Genomic DNA, 16,439 nt, shown 5'->3' with positions numbered 1-16,439 from the left:
AAATGAAAAAGCATTTTTTAAAATATACATTTTTGGGTCTTGCCCTTGTTCTGGCACCAAAAATAGAAGCACAAAACAAGGCTGAAAAAGCAGATGAATTATCTATTTACCGCACGACTCCATTAAAAACACATGATTTAATTCATACCAAATTGGAAGTTTCTTTCGATTACGGAAAACGTTATTTATATGGAAAAGAATGGATTACTTTAAAACCTCATTTTTACGAAACCGATTCGCTTAAGCTGGATGCAAAAGGAATGGATTTTAAAGAAATCGCTATTATTGACGGAAAAAAAAGTATTCCGTTGCAATACAAATATGACAATGAAGAACTTTCAATCGCTTTAAACAGAAAATATAAAAGCACAGAAAAGTACACGATTTTCATCAATTACACCGCAAAACCAGCAGAACTGAAAAGCAAAGCCGGCGAATCAATCACCAATTCAAACGGATTGTATTTTATTAATCCTGACGGAAAAGGTGACAAACCAACACAAATATGGACACAAGGCGAAACGGAAGCTTCTTCTTGCTGGTTCCCAACAATCGATAAACCAAATCAGAAAACAACTTCTGAAATTGCGATGACTGTTGAGGCAAAATATACCACACTTTCAAACGGGAAATTAACCTCCCAAAAAGTAAATAAAGACGGAACAAGAACAGATGTTTGGAAAATGGAACAGCCAAATGCGCCATATTTATTTATGATGGCCGTTGGTGATTTTAAAATCTATAAAGATTCATACAACGGAAAAGAAGTCAGCTATTATTTGGAACCGAAATATGCGCCTTATGCCAAACAGATTTTTTATAAAACGCCGAATATGATGAATTTTTACGGCAAAATGCTTGGCGTAGAATATCCTTGGGCAAAATATTCGCAAATTGTAGTAAAAGATTATTTTGGAGGTGCGATGGAAAATACTTCCGCAACAGTTCACGGAGAATATGTTCAAAAAACAGAACGCGAATTATTAGATGATAATCAAGAAAGTACCATTGCTCACGAACTTTTTCATCAATGGTTTGGAGATTACGTAACGGCTGAGTCTTGGTCAAACTTAACCATGAACGAATCATTTGCCACTTTTGGAGAAGTTTTATGGCATGGTCACGATGCCGGACAGGATGCAGAAGATAGATCTCGTTATGAAAAATTGCAAAATTATTTGCGCTCTCAAAAAAATGGTGATAGTCCAATTTTAGCACGTTTTCATTATAAAAATGCAGACGATATGTTTGATAATATCAGCTATTCTAAAGGTTCGATTATTTTATATGCCATGAAAAACCAAATGGGTGATGAAGCCTTTTTTAAAGGATTAAATCATTATTTAACCACAAATGCTTATAAATCTGGTGAACCGCATCAGCTGCGTTTGTCTATGGAAGAAGTGACAGGAAAAGATTGGTTGCCTTATTTTGAGCAATGGTATTATAATGCTGGAAGTCCGATTTTGGATGTGAACTACAAATACGTAAACGGAAAAATTATTATTACTATAAATCAATCTCAAGATAGTTCGGTCCAAACCTTCACACTGCCTTTAAAAGTTGATTTTTATGTAAACGGAACTAAAATAAGAAAGGATATTTTAATTAATAAAAAACAACAAAGCTTCACTTTTGACCTTCCTTCAAAACCTGAATTTATAGATTTAGATCCAGATAAAATCTTAGTTGGAGAAGTTAATGTAGATAAAAAAACGGCTGCTGATTATCTTTTTCAATATAAAAATGTGCCATCCTATTACAACCGAATTGAAGCGATAAAATTTGCTTCAAAAGATAGAAGTCAGGAATCACAACTTATTTTATTGGAAGGTCTAAAAGATCAACAGGAAGATTTAAGAGCACTGAGCATCAAAGCAATTGATTTAAATGAAAAGCAAACAAAAGATCAGGTTTTAAAAACGCTTCTTGATATTGCTAAAAATGATAAAAAGACAATCGCCAGAGCAAATGCAATTGTAAAATTAGCTTCTACAGGTGATGTTTCTTATAAAAGTTTAATGGAACAAAGCATTAAAGAACAGTCTTATAACGTAATTGCTGCAGGATTAACAGGATTAACAAAATACGCGCCAGCCGAAGCAGATAAAGCATTGGCTTCATTAGATGACGATACCCAAAAACATGTAACGCCATTAATGAAAAGATTTAGTAGTCAAAAATAATTATTGGAATCCTTAGAATCTGTTTTGTTTTTGAAAACCTCTCTAATTTGGTTCATTAGAGAGGTTGTTTTTAAAATAAAAAATTACAATCACAGCAAAATGAGAAATTTATTTTATATAGTTTTTGCTTTCTTATTAGTCTCTTTTTCCAATGAGAAAAAAGATGCTGAAACCGTCATTTCTGTTCCTTTGGCAGGAAATGCTTTCAGTTCTGAACATATTGACGGAAGCAATACAATTACAGACAATGGCATTGAAAATTGGACAAATCCTAAAGAGTTTTTCACTTTATATTTTAAGATTTCAAAACCTGGAACTTTTCAATTTACCGTTGAAGAATCTGTTGAAGTTTTTGGAAAATCAGAAGTTGAATTTTCTATAAACAACGAATCTAAAAAAGTAACGTTCACCACTTCAAAAAAAGTTGTTTCCATTGGAACTTGGACAATAAAAAAAGAAGGTTATGTTGCGCTAAAGATTAAAGGAATCAGTAAAACTGGTGATCGTTTTCCTTCTATAAATCGTTTAGAAATTTCAAGCAAAGATTTTGATGGAAAAATATCTTATGTCCCAAATAACGAAGGAAATTTTTATCACTGGGGACGTCGCGGCCCTTCGGTTCATTTAAACTATCAGGTTCCCGAAAATGTTAATGCAGAATGGTATTACAACGAAATTACCGTTCCTAAAAATGAAGACAAAATAGGTTCTTATTTTATGGCAAACGGGTTTGGCGAAGGCTATTTCGGAATTCAAGTAAATTCAGCAACTGAAAGACGAATTTTGTTTTCGGTTTGGAGCCCTTTTGAAACAGACGATCCAAAGAGCATTCCCGATTCACAAAAAATCAAAATGCTCAAAAAAGGAGAAAATGTACATGCAGGAGAGTTTGGAAGCGAAGGTTCTGGCGGACAGAGCTATTTAAAATACAGCTGGAAAGCCGGAACAACTTATAAGTTTTTATTAAGAGGATTTCCTGAAAGCAATAATTCTACGACTTACACAGCATATTTTTATGCGCCAGAATTGAACAAATGGTTATTAATTGCAAGTTTTAACCGTCCACAAACGCATACTTATTTAAAGAGATTTCATTCTTTTTTAGAAAATTTCGTTCCTGAACAAGGTGATTTATCTCGAAAAGTTCTATTCAATAATCAATGGGTTTGTGATGAAAAAGGGAATTGGACTGAAGTTAATTCGGCTCGTTTTACAACAGACAATACAGGCGCAAAAGGGTATCGAATGGACTTTGCTGGCGGGCTGGAAAATGATTCATTTTATCTAAAAGATGGCGGTTTTTTTGACGAATTCACAACACCAAAAAAGATATATACAAGACCATTAAACAATAAAAAACCAGAAATAAATTTCAATGCTCTGCCATAAATGACGAAGTATTGATCAACAAAAAACAAATTAATTTACACATGAAAACTACATTTTTTAAATCGGCAATAGTTCTTTTTCTTTTGTTTGGATGGACGATTGCTTCTGCACAAATGATTAAGACCAAAACACCTGCACGCCCAAAAGGACAACAAGATGTGCTGAGAATGGCAGCAGATCCAATCCCAACAGTTCGTGTTGCTTTCATCGGACTTGGAATGCGCGGTCCTGGCGCTGTCGAGCGTATGACACATATTCCAGGTGTAGAAATTGTGGCTTTGTGCGACATGACTCAGGAAAATACTGCAAAATCAAATGAAATTTTAACAAAAGCTGGTTTTCCAAAAGCGCAAGAATTCTACGGTGACGAAAATGCTTGGAGAAAAGTAACAGCTTTGCCAAATGTAGATTTAGTTTATGTAGCTACTGACTGGCTTCATCATGCTTCTATCGGAGTTCAGGCCATGAAAGATGGAAAACACGTTGCCATTGAAGTTCCGGGAGCTTTGACGATGAAAGAAATTTGGGAATTAATTGATACTTCAGAAAAAACAAGAAAACACTGTATGCAATTAGAAAACTGCGTTTATGATTTCTTTGAATTGACCACTTTAAACATGGCACAGCAAGGTGTTTTTGGAGAAATCCTTCATGCCGAAGGTTCTTACATTCACGGTTTACAGCCTTTTTGGGGAGAATACTGGAACAACTGGAGAATGGATTATAACATCAAACACCGCGGTGATGTTTATGCAACACACGGGATGGGGCCTGCGTGTCAGGCACTAAACATCCACCGTGGTGACAAAATGAATTTCTTGGTTTCTATGGACACAAAAGCGGTTGGAAATCCTGCTTACATTAAAGAAAAATCTGGACAGGAAATTAAAGATTTTAGAAACGGAGATCATACCATGACAATGATTCGTACCGAAAACGGAAAAACAATCCACATTCAGCACGATGTTACTTCTCCTCGTCCTTACAGCAGAATGTATCAGTTGAGTGGCACAAAAGGCTTTGCTAACAAATATCCATTGGAAGGTTATGCACTTGACGGAAAAGAATTAAGCGATGACGTAAAACCAAACCACGAAAAATTGAGTGCACACTCTTTTGTTCCTGAAGAAGTGAAAAAAGCGTTGATGGAAAAATACAAACACCCAATTGCAAAAGGCATCGAAGAACAAGCTAAAAAAGTAGGTGGTCACGGCGGAATGGATTTCATTATGGATTATCGTTTGATTCATTGCCTTCAAAAAGGGCTTCCTCTTGATATGGATGTTTACGATTTAGCGGAATGGTCTTGTTTAGGGCCATTAACAGAGATTTCTCTTGACAATAATTCTGCTCCCGTTGAAATTCCAGATTTTACTCGTGGAGGCTGGAACAAACTTAAAAAATTAGAGTTTTCAGAATAAAATAATATTGGTTAATTAGTTAGTAAGGGACAAGAGGGCAAAGTAGATGTTGCTCTCTTGTCTGTTTTAGACCATTCGTAAAATTTACATTGTACAAAAAATGTCGCTCCTCTGGAGCTTTACATTGTAAATGTCTATTCTTTGCTATAAATATCTAGCTTCTCCGAAGCCTACAAAAAAAGGAGCTGTCTTTTTGAGACAACTCCTTTGTTAATTATTTAAATAAAAAACTAATTCCAGTTGAAAGTAATTTTCTTTTCTATTTCACTGCTTAAGCTTAGAAAAACTGGGCAAGTCATTGCAGCGCGTTCCAGAATAGTTTTGCTTTTTTCATCAGCATTGCTTTTCATTTGAAACACAATTTCGATTGCTCCAATTCTTCTTGGTTCAGCATTCATAATCTTAGTTACTTCTGCTGTAGAACCCACAAAATCAACTTCTAAATCACGAGCTTTGATCCCCATAATCGTCATCATACAGCTTGCTAATGCGTTTGCTACAGTATCTGTTGGAGAAAATGCCTCTCCTTTTCCGTTATTATCTAATGGTGCGTCAGAAATGATTTCGCTTCCCGATTGCACGTGAATTGAACTTGTTCTTAAATCTCCTAAATAGGTTACTTTTGATGTCATTAATTAGCTACTTTTAAAGTTAAGTCAGTATCATAGTATAAAATGTAAACACCTTTGTTAGCGTGTCCGCCATCTTCTTTTCTATAATATTGAAATTTATTATCTACTTGTTGAGTCGTCATCAGATCAGCTGTTTCCTGAAATGTTTTTCCTTGCACCAAACGCATCATGGTATCAAACGTTACATCAAAACCTCTAGTTGCATAAGTCGTTGGATTAGCTTTGTTTTTTAGACGATATTGTTTTTCATAAATTAAAACTGGCTGTTCATCGCTTTCGCGAGTTACAGAAGGATACATTAATTTAAGCTTCACTAAATTATCAAAACTGATTTCGTCTGTATCCAATGTACTGTTTTGCTCCAAAATTACCAATTGAACTTGACACGTTTTCTGAGAATCAAGCAAAGCCTTAATCGTAGCTTTAACCATCGCTGTATTTCCTGTTTCCATTACAACATAGTTCATTCGGTTTGGCAATAATAAGCTTTTTAAGTTAGCCACATCCAAACCTCCAGTTTCAGTCAGAGATGCAAACGCAACTCCTTTTTGATTTTGTTTAATGTAGTTGATAACTGACTCTTTCTTCTTATCTACCACAGCAATAATATTTCCGTTTTTAGAACGCATATAGTCAAAAACTGAATTTCTAATTACGTCATTTGAAGGCACAGTTTGGTACAAATTATCAATTGGGTTTGCGCTATCTTTAGATAAAGGCGAAATTACAGGAACATTATACGAACGCAACATACTTGCTGCTGTTTCTGCGTTACTTTGGTAAAATGGCCCAATTACAGCATCTGCATCTTGAAGTTTCTGAGTCAAACCTACAACATTGGAAGTGGTTTTTGTTTCTTGCGAATCGTAAATCGCAACATCAATTGGCAGTTTCAATGTCTTTGCAGAATCAATCGCCATCAAAGCTCCAGAATAAAAATCTAGAGTCATATTTAGGAACTTATCGTTTTTAATTCTGTTAGCAGTTCCAGATGTATCACTTTGCACTTTTGCCATATTAAAAGGAAGCAATAAAACTACTTTTTTACGCTCGTTAATCCCTCTTTTTTTGCTTAATTCTACAATTTCAACATTTTCGTTTTCACTAGATTTTACTTTATCTACAATCTTAATTCCGCCTCCAGTGCTTTCTACAGGTTTATTTACCGAAGAATCTGCTGGTTTTTCAGTAGGAACTTGTGCAGCAATAATTGGTGCAGGTGCTATATATCCAGCAGGAACTTTCAGAACCATTCCTTCTTTTACACCTTCAGAAAGCGACGGATTTAATGCTACTAATTCCTCTTGCGATAAATGAAAAACTCTTCCTAAACTATAAAAAGTTTCTTTTGGTTTTACCTGATAATCCATATAAGTTACCGCTTTTTTAGAAGATTCAGCTGGCTTCTTATTTTCAACAGGTTTTGCTGTTTCTGTTGCAACATGTTCTGTCTTTGGAGCTGTTCCTTTTATTGTCAGCCTGTAACCAACTGGCAGACTAGAAACAATATCTGGATTACGTTTTTCCAATTCGTCAACAGTCATATTATACTGTTTTGCAATACCAAATTTTGTTTCTTTTGGCTGTACATCATGATACACATATTTTTCAGCACCTTTTTCCTTAGCAGGTTTTGCCGCTGCTTTTGGAGCAGATCCTTTTGCTGGAATTACCAATTTTTGTCCAATTTGAACACCATCTTTTTCTAAAAACGGATTTGCTGCTTTTAACGCTTCATCTGTAATTCCGTATTTATGCTCAATGCTCCAAAAAGTTTCTTTTGGCTGCACTTCATGGATAATGTCTTTACCAGAAGATGCTACAGTTTTTGTTTCAGAAACTTCTTTTTTTCCTTCTCCTGTTTTTGTCGGAATTAACAATACAGAATTTGGCACCAATCCTGTTCTTGCATCTGGATTGAGCTGATAAATATCAAAAGGGGTAACCTTAAATTTTTGAGCAATCTGATTAATAGTTTCACCGCTTGACACTTTATATTTCACTACTTTTTCCTGAGAAAAAGCACTTGAACTGATAAAGAATACAAGAGACAATAATGTTAAATAATATTTCATAATATGGCTTAAAACAATTTAATTTCTAATTTAAAAATATCTCACAGATTTATCCAAAAGCAAAATTCGAGCCGTTTGTTATTTCATTCAAAAATCATCTCAAATCGATTTCTACTTTGGCAATTACGATATCTTTATATAACTCATCTTCTTCTTTTTTCTTGCATTTGTAAAGCACTTCTTCCATGTTTTCGAATTTATCGCTGTAAACATAGTACGAAAGGCTGTTGATATTAAAGAAGAAACTAGCGTTAAAATCGCCAGAATCAATGAGTTTCATAATGAGCTTATCTCGGTCAACTGCGTCTGTAAATATACCCAAAACTAAGTAATACCCGTTCGAAACTTCTCTAAGATTATCATAAACTTCTATTTTTACTGTTTTATCAGCTCGTAACGGATTGTCTTTCAATTCTTGTCTCATTTCTTCTAACGAAATTGTTTTTGAATTTTCGACAGTATTATTATTTTTCTGTTTTTTGACTGCTTCGTCCTGATATTTTTTCAGTTTAACTAAAGCCAATTTATCATCAAACTTTCGAGCTTCCATACTGTAATATGAAGCTTTACTGATGTGTCTTTTCACTTCAATCTTTTTCTGATTATCAAGCGAATCAATTTTAGCAATTAAAAGCTGATTTTTTTCGTCTCCTTTTTGCTGGTCTTCTTTGTAGCGTTTAATTTCTTCTAAAGACAAACGCTGCTGCAAAGGTTCTGTATTAGCCTTTTTTTCGCTTTCGCGGATTTTCTTCTTGTACTCTTGATTTTCTTCAACAGCAATTTTCTCTACTTTATTCATCAAACCAGCATACACTTTTCTATTTTCTGCTAATTCTTTCTTTAACTGAGATGATAATTCATTGGTCTTGCTGATTCCTTCCGATGATTGTTTCTCCAATCTTTTTGATTCTTCAACATTCAAAATATCCATTCGTTTCAGTTCTTTCAAATCATCATTCATTGAATTGACAAGCGAATCTAATTTTGCCATTAAAACATCTTGTACATTTTTATTGGCTTCTAAAACCAAACGCAGTTTTTCAACAGAATTTTCTTTAGAACCGTTCATATCATTCAGATTCACTTTCAAATCATTGATTTTAATAATCTTTTGATTCATTTCTTTTTGAACAACCAAACGATCTTTTAAATCTTCTATTTCAACTGTTTTGGCTTTTGTTTTCTCGACAACAACTTGTTTTTCAGCCAAAGCTAACATCAGTTCTTCGCTTTCATTTGTCGGTTGAATTCCTTTTGTATTAATGGCCAATTTATTACCAACAATTAATCCGTTTACGATTTCTGGATTTTGAGATTCTAATTGATCAATTGAGATTCCGTATTTCTTAGCAATCGAAAACTTGGTTTCTTTTGGTTCAACGATATGAAAAACTGTTTCCTGATTGATGACACGAACTCTTCCGTCTAAAGTTTTTCTTTTGTTTGGAATTGAAATGGTCTGACCAATCTGCAATCCATTAATCAAGATATCTCTGTTTAGATTTTCTAAATCTTGAACCGACACATTATATTGTCTTGCAATGCTGAACAAAGATTCTTTTGCTACAACTTGATGCATTGTTTTTGAAGAAATAGCGATTTCTTGTTTTGAAGAATGATCTGAATTTTGAGGAATAATCAGTTCCTGACCAATTTGAAGTCCGCTGGCCAAAATTTCCTGATTAGCATTCTGAATGGCTTCAACCGAAACATGATATTGTTTTGATAAACCAAACAATGTTTCTTTTGGCGCAACAATATGGGTTTGCTGCTTTGAAGTTGTAATTTCTAAATTGTGAATTGGAATCTTTAATACCTGATTGTCTTTGATTCCGTTTTGCGATTCGGGGTTGAGTTTGTAAATCTCATCGATAGAAACCTTATACTTTTGGGCAATAAAATAAGCGGTTTCACCTTTTTGAATCTTGTGCTCGATAATTGAATCTTGCGCAGTTATTTTGTTAAAAGACAAAATAAACACAAGAGAAATTGTTAAAAGTTCTCTCATAAATAGTAGGTTATAAAAAATTAAGGCCTTACAAATGTAAGACCTTAATTTTAAATTATGCTACTATTCCCACTCAATTGTTGCAGGTGGTTTTGAACTAATATCGTAAACTACACGATTCACGCCTTTTACTTTATTGATGATATCGTTAGACACTTTCATCAAGAAATCGTAAGGTAAGTGAACCCAGTCAGCAGTCATACCATCTGTTGATTCCACAGCTCTAAGCGCCACTACTTTTTCGTAAGTACGCTCATCACCCATAACTCCAACAGAGTTTACAGGAAGCAAAATTGCTCCAGCCTGCCAAACTTTATCGTATAATCCCCAAGATTTTAATCCTTCGATAAATACAGAATCTACGTCTTGTAAAATTCTAACTTTCTCTGGAGTAATATCTCCTAAAATTCTAATAGATAATCCTGGTCCAGGGAAAGGGTGTCTTCCTAATAATTCAGGATCTATTCCTAATGTAGCTCCTACTCTACGAACCTCGTCTTTAAACAACATTCTAAGCGGTTCTACAATTTTTAATTTCATATAATCTGGCAATCCACCAACGTTGTGGTGAGATTTAATAGTTGCAGATGGTCCTTTTACCGAAACAGATTCGATAACGTCTGGGTAAATTGTTCCTTGTGCCAACCATTTTACGTCTTCTAAAAGGTGTGATTCATCATCAAAAACTTCGATAAATACACGACCAATTGTTTTTCGTTTTGTTTCAGGATCACTGATTCCGGCTAATTCGCCAAGGAAACGATCTCCAGCGTCAACTCCTTTTACATTTAATCCCATTCCTTTGTATTGATCTAATACATTTTGGAATTCGTTTTTACGCAAAAGTCCGTTGTTAACGAAGATGCAATATAAATTTTGTCCGATTGCTTTGTTTAATAAAACTGCCGCTACAGTAGAATCTACTCCTCCAGATAAACCAAGAACAACTTTATCGTTTCCTAATTTCTCTTTTAATTCTGCTACCATTTCGTCAACGAAAGCATTTGGAGTAAAGTTTTGAGGAACTTCAGCAATTTTCACTAAGAAGTTTTCCAACATCTGTTTTCCATCCGTTGAATGGTAAACTTCTGGGTGGTATTGAATTGCATAAGTAGTTTCGCCTTCAATTTTGTAAGCAGCGTATTCTACATCATGCGTGCTAGCTAATTTTACTGCATTTGTTGGAAGCGCTTTGATACTATCACTATGGCTCATCCAAACTTGGCTGTTTTCTGAAATTCCTTCAAAGAAAGTTTCGCCTTCTTTAATATAAGACAAGTTAGCTCTTCCGTATTCTCTTGTATTTGAAGCTGCCACTTCTCCACCGCTGAAATGAGCTAAATATTGTGCTCCATAACAAACAGCAAGTAAGGGCATTTTACCTCTAATTTGCGATAAATCAGGATGTGGTGCATCTTCTCCTCTAACAGAGAAAGGGCTTCCTCCTAAAATTACGGCTTTATAACTTGATAAATCACTTGGAATGTGATTGTAAGGAAAAATTTCGCAGAATATATTTAATTCGCGAACTCTACGCGCAATAAGCTGAGTATATTGCGATCCGAAATCTAAAATAAGTACGTTGTGTTGCATGCGCAAAAGTACTTTTTATATTCGAAATTCAAAAATCGGAACGTTGAAAAAATAAATATTTTTTTTCAACGTTCCGATTTTTAGGTACAAAGGCTCAGAGTTACAAAGGTCCAAAGTTTTTTTTCTTTGTCCCTTTGAACCTTTGTAACTTTGAACCTAGAAAAAAGAAATCCAAAAACTCCAAAAATTCGTATCTAACGAAAAACCCAATTTTAAATCAACTATGAAATCAAAAATTATTGCCTTGACTGCTTTTGTGTCGGTCTTTTTTTCTTCTTGTAATACAGTTGATGATTTATTGACTTTTACAATTTCGAATAACACTTCCATTAAAATCCAAAGCACTTCACCAATTAATTTGCCTTCGGAAATAATCACTCCAGAAGTTACAACCAATTCTTCGGCTGAGTTTGAAAACAATAAAACAAAAGCTAGTTTGGTAAAAGATGTTAAAATCAAATCATTGAAATTATCCATTACAGATCCGTCTGATAAAACTTTTACATTTTTAAAATCGGTTCATTTATATATCTCAACAGCAAATTCAGAAGAAATTGAATTAGCGTATGCAGACAACATCAATGTATCAAGCAATTCAATTGATTTGATTTGTACAGATAAAAGATTAGATGAATACATTAAAGCAGACAGCTACAAAATAAGAACTAAAGTAACTTTAAAAGAAACTTTAACTAAAGATGTTACGGTAAAAGCTGAAATGAAGTTTAAGGTTACTGCGGATCCGTTTTAATTTTTGAGGTTCAAAGCTACAAAGGTTCAGAGGTTTCTGCTGCAACTCAATAAAAAAGGTTCAAAAAGGTAAACGAAGTGTAAAACTTTATCCCTTTGAACCTTTGCTACTTTACACCAGCGCTAAAAGCGCTACTCCTTAGTTACAACAATAGAAGCCTTAAATCCTGCGGCAAGATTGTCCCAATAATCATTTGTTACCAAATTACCCTTATCGTCGTAGACTTGTATTTCTGCGGTGTTTCCTCCAAGTGTACCTATATTTAGAGCTTCAAAATCTAATTTATTAAAGCCTTGTGCCAGATTGATTTTTACCTGCTGGAAATTAGAATCCAATAAAATTCTATCGCGAATTACGTAATCATTTGAAGAAACTTTTACTAAATCTCCGTCAATTGCTCCGAAATCTCGGAATTTAACAATGAAGTATTCCGATTTGGTTTTAAAATCTCCTAACGAAATATTTTTCTTTACCAAAACACCGCGACCTTCTCTTAAACCAGCATCTTTTAAAGATTTATCCAAATCTTTTTCCATTTTGGCTACATATCTATCGCCTGGATTGGCAAAATCAGTTTCTGTAGACATCGTAAATTTACTTTTCTCTTCTCCAATCTGAAACTTTGATTTTGGAGTTATACTCGTATTTTCAAAAACATTTGGAGTTTTAATTGCTGGCATATCATTAAATTCTGCCAATGGATCTTTTGTCTCAGGAACTGGAGTCTTTTTAGGCTTTGCAGTAAACTTTCCGCCTGGAATAGTTTTGAATTTTGTACTAGACTCAATTTGGGCTGATACAGACAGTGCAGTAAAAAACAATATGAAAAATAAAATGTGCTTCATTGAAAAAAGTATTATCGAATCGCCTTTTATAATTAATATAAATCAAAAGTCCAGCTTCACAAAAATAGTATAATTTACTTACTTGCTGCAACTTTAGGAGTTTTATAACATATAATTAAGCTATTTTTTGGAATCAAAAAACCTGCCAAAATATAATTTTTCTGCAAAAACAAATTCCAAATTAAAAATTCCAAATCCCAAAACGCGATGAATAAGATTTTGAAAATTAACAGATTATTCTTAATTTCAAGACTTTATTTTACCATTTAAAATCTCAACAAAATGGATTATATCGATTATTATAAAGTACTAGACGTTACGAAATCTGCTACAGAAGCAGACATCAAAAAAGCATATCGAAAACTGGCGAGAAAATATCATCCCGATTTGAATCCGAATGATAAAGAAGCTGAAAAAAAATTCAAAGAAATAAATGAAGCCAACGAAGTTTTAAGCAATCCTGAAAACCGAAAAAAATACGACAAATACGGAAAGGATTGGAAACATGCCGATGAATTTGAAAAAGCGGGTTACGATCCGAATCAACAACAGCAAAGCAGACAGCAAGGTGGCTATCAATATTCTGAAGGCGATTTCTCTGGTTTTGGTGGCGGAGACTTTTCTGGAAGTGATTTTTCAGAATTCTTCAATTCGATGTATGGCCAAAATGCAGGCAGAAACAGATCGCAGGCTAAATATAGAGGACAGGATTTTAATGCCGAACTGGAACTAGACCTTAAAGCGGCTTACACAACACACAAACAAAATTTAACGGTAAACGGAAAAAATATTCGAATTACAATTCCTGCTGGTGTTGAAAATGGGCAGATTATTAAAATTCCGAATCACGGAGGCCCAGGTGTAAATGGCGGGCCAAATGGCGATTTATACATCACATTTATCATTTCTAACAATTCAGATTTTAAACGAGAAGGAAACAACTTGTATGCCGATGCGCCGATTGATTTGTACACGGCAATTTTAGGCGGAGAAACCTATATCAATACTTTTGACGGAAAAGTAAAAATAAAAGTGCCTGCAGAAACTCAGCCAGGAACCAAAGTAAAACTGAAAGGAAAAGGTTTTCCAGTTTATAAAAAAGAGAATCAGTTTGGTGATTTATATATCACTTACACTATAAAACTTCCAACAAAACTGTCGGATAAAGAAAAAGAATTATTTGAAGAATTAGCAAAACTAAGAAAGTCATGAAAAATAAAAATTTAATCCAGATCAAACAGTTTTGTATTTACCACGAAATCGAAAATACTTTTATAACTGAACTTAGCAATTACGGACTCATTCATATTATAACAGAAGAAAATGATGAATATCTGGAACCCGAACAGCTTCCTACGGTCGAGAAAATGATTCGCATGCACTATGATCTCAAAATAAATCTGGAGGGAATTGATGCTATTGCAAACCTTCTGAATAAAATCGAAATTTTACAACAGAATTTAAATACGGTGCAAAATAAGCTTCGTCTTTACGAAGAAAAAGATATCGAATAACAATTAATATCACAAAAAAGCTTGATTTCTGAATTGATTTCAAGCTTTTTTTAATCGCTGGCAGAAGCATAATCCTTAAATTGCGACAACTTTAATTAACCTGAATTTGCCTTAAAACCAACAGACAAATTCGCAAAAATTATAAAAATGAAAAGAGAAAACATCTTGACTGGATCTCCGTGGGAAGACAAAATGGGATATTGCCGTGCCGTAAGAATTGGCAATATTGTTGAAGTTTCTGGAACTGTAGCCATTGTTGACGGCGATAAAGTAAAAGCTGATGACGCTTATGCTCAAACGTATAATATTTTGGAGCGAGTTGAAAAAGTTTTAGAAGATTTAAACGTGAGCATGAAAGATGTTATCAGAACAAGAATTTTCACAACAGACGTTTCTACTTTTGAAGAAGTGGCTAGAGCGCACTCTGCTTTCTTTAAGGATGTAAAACCAACCACAGGATTTTACGGAATCAGTAAATTGGTAGCTCCAGAATATTTGGTAGAAATAGAATTTACTGCTGTAGTATAATTTTTTTTATAGCCACGAATTTCACGAATTTCACGAATTATTTTTCTTAAATCAAAGATTATGTGGATTAAAAATGATTGTTTTTTTCCCTTTTAATTCGTGAAAATTGGCGAAATTCGTGGCAAACTTTTAGAATTCATTAATGACTTCCTTAAATCCAAAACAATTCCTGCTTTCACTTCCTAAGTGGATTCTTATCTGCGCTTTAGTTGGTATACTCTCAGGTTCTGCATCTGCTTTCTTTTTAGTTTCTTTAGAATGGGTTACTCAATTTAGAATTCAGCATGATTGGATTATCTGGCTTTTGCCTTTCGGCGGATTTTTAGTTGGATTGAGTTATTATTATTGGGGAGAATCGGTTACAAAAGGAAACAATCTTTTACTGGAAGAATACGAAAAGCCTAAAAAAGTTATTCCTTTTAAAATGGCTCCTTTAGTTCTTTTAGGAACATTGCTTACACATTTGTTTGGAGGATCTGCAGGACGCGAAGGAACAGCAGTACAGATGGGAGGCGCAATTGCCGATCAGTTCACCAAACTTTTTAACCTTGATAATTCAGAACGCAGAATTTTAATCATTCTCGGAATCAGCGCTGGTTTTGCTTCGGTTTTTGGGACGCCTTTAGCTGGAGCTATTTTTGCTTTGGAGGTTTTATATTTCAGTAAAATTAATTTTAAAAGCATTGTACTTTCTTTTCTAGTTGCTTATGCCGCTTATTTTACTGTAGAATTCTGGGAAATCAAACATACCCATTATAGTATTCCAGTTGTTCCAGAACTTAATTTAAACAATATTATTTTTACTCTAATTGTTGGAGTTCTCTCGGGATTTGCAGCTTTATTATTTTCTAGAAGCACACATTTCTGGGGTTCTCTTTTTTCAAAAAACATAAAATATCCTCCGCTTCGCCCTTTAATTGGCGGTGTTGTTTTGGCTATTGCCATTGCTGGTTTCGGATTTACAAAATTCTCTGGCTTGGGAGTTCCTGTTATTGTTGATTCCTTTTCAAATCCAAACCAATGGTACGATTTTCTGCTTAAAATCTTATTTACAGGATTTACACTTGGAGCCGGTTTTAAAGGTGGAGAAGTAACACCTTTGTTTTTTGTTGGAGCGACTTTAGGAAGTGCCTTATCAACTGTAATTCCAATGCCAATTGCTCTTTTGGCTGGAATCGGATTTGTTGCTGTTTTCTCTGGTGCAACCCACACTCCTATTGCCTGTACAGTAATGGGAATGGAATTATTCGGAATTGCTCCTGGAATCTTCATTGCAATCGCCTGTACAATTGCTTATTTCTCTTCTGGTTCTGTTGGAATTTATAAATCTCAGATCGTAAAAGGTGCGAAATATAAACTGTATCAAAAATTTCAAAAGAAAGAACTACAGAATTTATAAGTAAAATTCCAATATTTTTAAATTGCTACGCCTGTTCACTAACGCTCGAGTCCAAATTCCAAACGGGATTGAGAACTGAGACTGCGACTGAAAACTAA

The 16,439-nt window shown here is 34.3% G+C and carries 13 protein-coding genes; 8 read left to right on the top strand and 5 right to left on the bottom strand.

Annotated elements, in window-relative coordinates; translation table 11 throughout:
* Nucleotides 1-2 precede the first annotated feature (2 nt).
* From ABXT06_RS09280 to ABXT06_RS09270, 3 genes are all read left to right on the top strand, one after another.
* The gene (locus ABXT06_RS09280; protein WP_354590499.1) at nt 3-2,186 is read left to right on the top strand and encodes a M1 family metallopeptidase; all 2,184 of its coding nucleotides are present in this window, start codon (nt 3-5) and stop codon (nt 2,184-2,186) included.
* Nucleotides 2,187-2,285: 99 nt separating this feature from the next.
* Nucleotides 2,286-3,575, top strand: a complete 1,290-nt coding sequence (locus ABXT06_RS09275; RefSeq protein WP_354590498.1) for a DUF3472 domain-containing protein — start codon at nt 2,286-2,288, stop codon at nt 3,573-3,575.
* A 41-nt stretch (nt 3,576-3,616) separates the two neighbouring features.
* A complete protein-coding gene (locus ABXT06_RS09270) occupies nt 3,617-4,996 on the top strand; it encodes a Gfo/Idh/MocA family protein (RefSeq protein ID WP_354590497.1) in 1,380 nt (459 codons plus the stop codon).
* A 230-nt stretch (nt 4,997-5,226) separates the two neighbouring features.
* Here ABXT06_RS09270 and ABXT06_RS09265 read toward each other — a convergent pair whose 3' ends face one another.
* The 4 genes from ABXT06_RS09265 to guaA form a co-directional block, all read right to left on the bottom strand.
* Nucleotides 5,227-5,628, bottom strand: coding sequence for an OsmC family protein (locus ABXT06_RS09265; RefSeq protein WP_008462463.1), 402 nt, complete (start codon nt 5,626-5,628; stop codon nt 5,227-5,229).
* Nucleotides 5,628-7,703, bottom strand: a complete 2,076-nt coding sequence (locus tag ABXT06_RS09260) for a LysM peptidoglycan-binding domain-containing protein (protein ID WP_354590496.1) — start codon at nt 7,701-7,703, stop codon at nt 5,628-5,630. Before ABXT06_RS09260 ends, ABXT06_RS09265 begins: the two co-directional genes overlap by 1 nt.
* Before the next feature lie 94 nt (nt 7,704-7,797).
* Nucleotides 7,798-9,711 carry a LysM peptidoglycan-binding domain-containing protein gene (locus ABXT06_RS09255; RefSeq protein ID WP_354590495.1) on the bottom strand — a complete coding sequence of 638 codons (1,914 nt, stop codon included), beginning with the start codon at nt 9,709-9,711 and terminating at the stop codon, nt 7,798-7,800.
* 63 nt (nt 9,712-9,774) lie between these two features.
* A complete protein-coding gene (gene guaA / locus ABXT06_RS09250; RefSeq protein WP_354590494.1) occupies nt 9,775-11,304 on the bottom strand; it encodes a glutamine-hydrolyzing GMP synthase in 1,530 nt (509 codons plus the stop codon).
* 223 nt (nt 11,305-11,527) lie between these two features.
* On the opposite strand from guaA, the gene ABXT06_RS09245 reads away from it, so the two are divergent.
* The gene (locus ABXT06_RS09245) at nt 11,528-12,055 is read left to right on the top strand and encodes a hypothetical protein (protein ID WP_354590493.1); all 528 of its coding nucleotides are present in this window, start codon (nt 11,528-11,530) and stop codon (nt 12,053-12,055) included.
* 131 nt (nt 12,056-12,186) lie between these two features.
* Here ABXT06_RS09245 and ABXT06_RS09240 read toward each other — a convergent pair whose 3' ends face one another.
* Complete coding sequence (locus ABXT06_RS09240) at nt 12,187-12,900, bottom strand: hypothetical protein (RefSeq protein ID WP_354590492.1); 714 nt, start codon at nt 12,898-12,900, stop codon at nt 12,187-12,189.
* A gap of 282 nt (nt 12,901-13,182) precedes the next feature.
* Here ABXT06_RS09240 and ABXT06_RS09235 point away from each other — a divergent pair, with 282 nt between their 5' ends.
* The 4 genes from ABXT06_RS09235 (at nt 13,183) to ABXT06_RS09220 (ending at nt 16,341) form a co-directional block, all read left to right on the top strand.
* On the top strand, nt 13,183-14,112 hold the full coding sequence (locus ABXT06_RS09235; protein ID WP_354590491.1) for a DnaJ C-terminal domain-containing protein: 930 nt from the start codon (nt 13,183-13,185) through the stop codon (nt 14,110-14,112).
* A complete protein-coding gene (locus tag ABXT06_RS09230; RefSeq protein WP_354590490.1) occupies nt 14,109-14,414 on the top strand; it encodes a chaperone modulator CbpM in 306 nt (101 codons plus the stop codon). Before ABXT06_RS09235 ends, ABXT06_RS09230 begins: the two co-directional genes overlap by 4 nt.
* Before the next feature lie 147 nt (nt 14,415-14,561).
* Complete coding sequence (locus ABXT06_RS09225; protein WP_281631891.1) at nt 14,562-14,942, top strand: RidA family protein; 381 nt, start codon at nt 14,562-14,564, stop codon at nt 14,940-14,942.
* A gap of 142 nt (nt 14,943-15,084) precedes the next feature.
* A complete protein-coding gene (locus ABXT06_RS09220) occupies nt 15,085-16,341 on the top strand; it encodes a voltage-gated chloride channel family protein (RefSeq protein ID WP_354590489.1) in 1,257 nt (418 codons plus the stop codon).
* The last annotated feature ends 98 nt before the right edge of the window (nt 16,342-16,439 follow it).

The sequence above is a fragment of the Flavobacterium sp. UW10123 genome, assembly GCF_040538975.1.
Classification (GTDB): domain Bacteria; phylum Bacteroidota; class Bacteroidia; order Flavobacteriales; family Flavobacteriaceae; genus Flavobacterium.
This window is presented reverse-complemented; position numbering and strand designations above follow the sequence as displayed.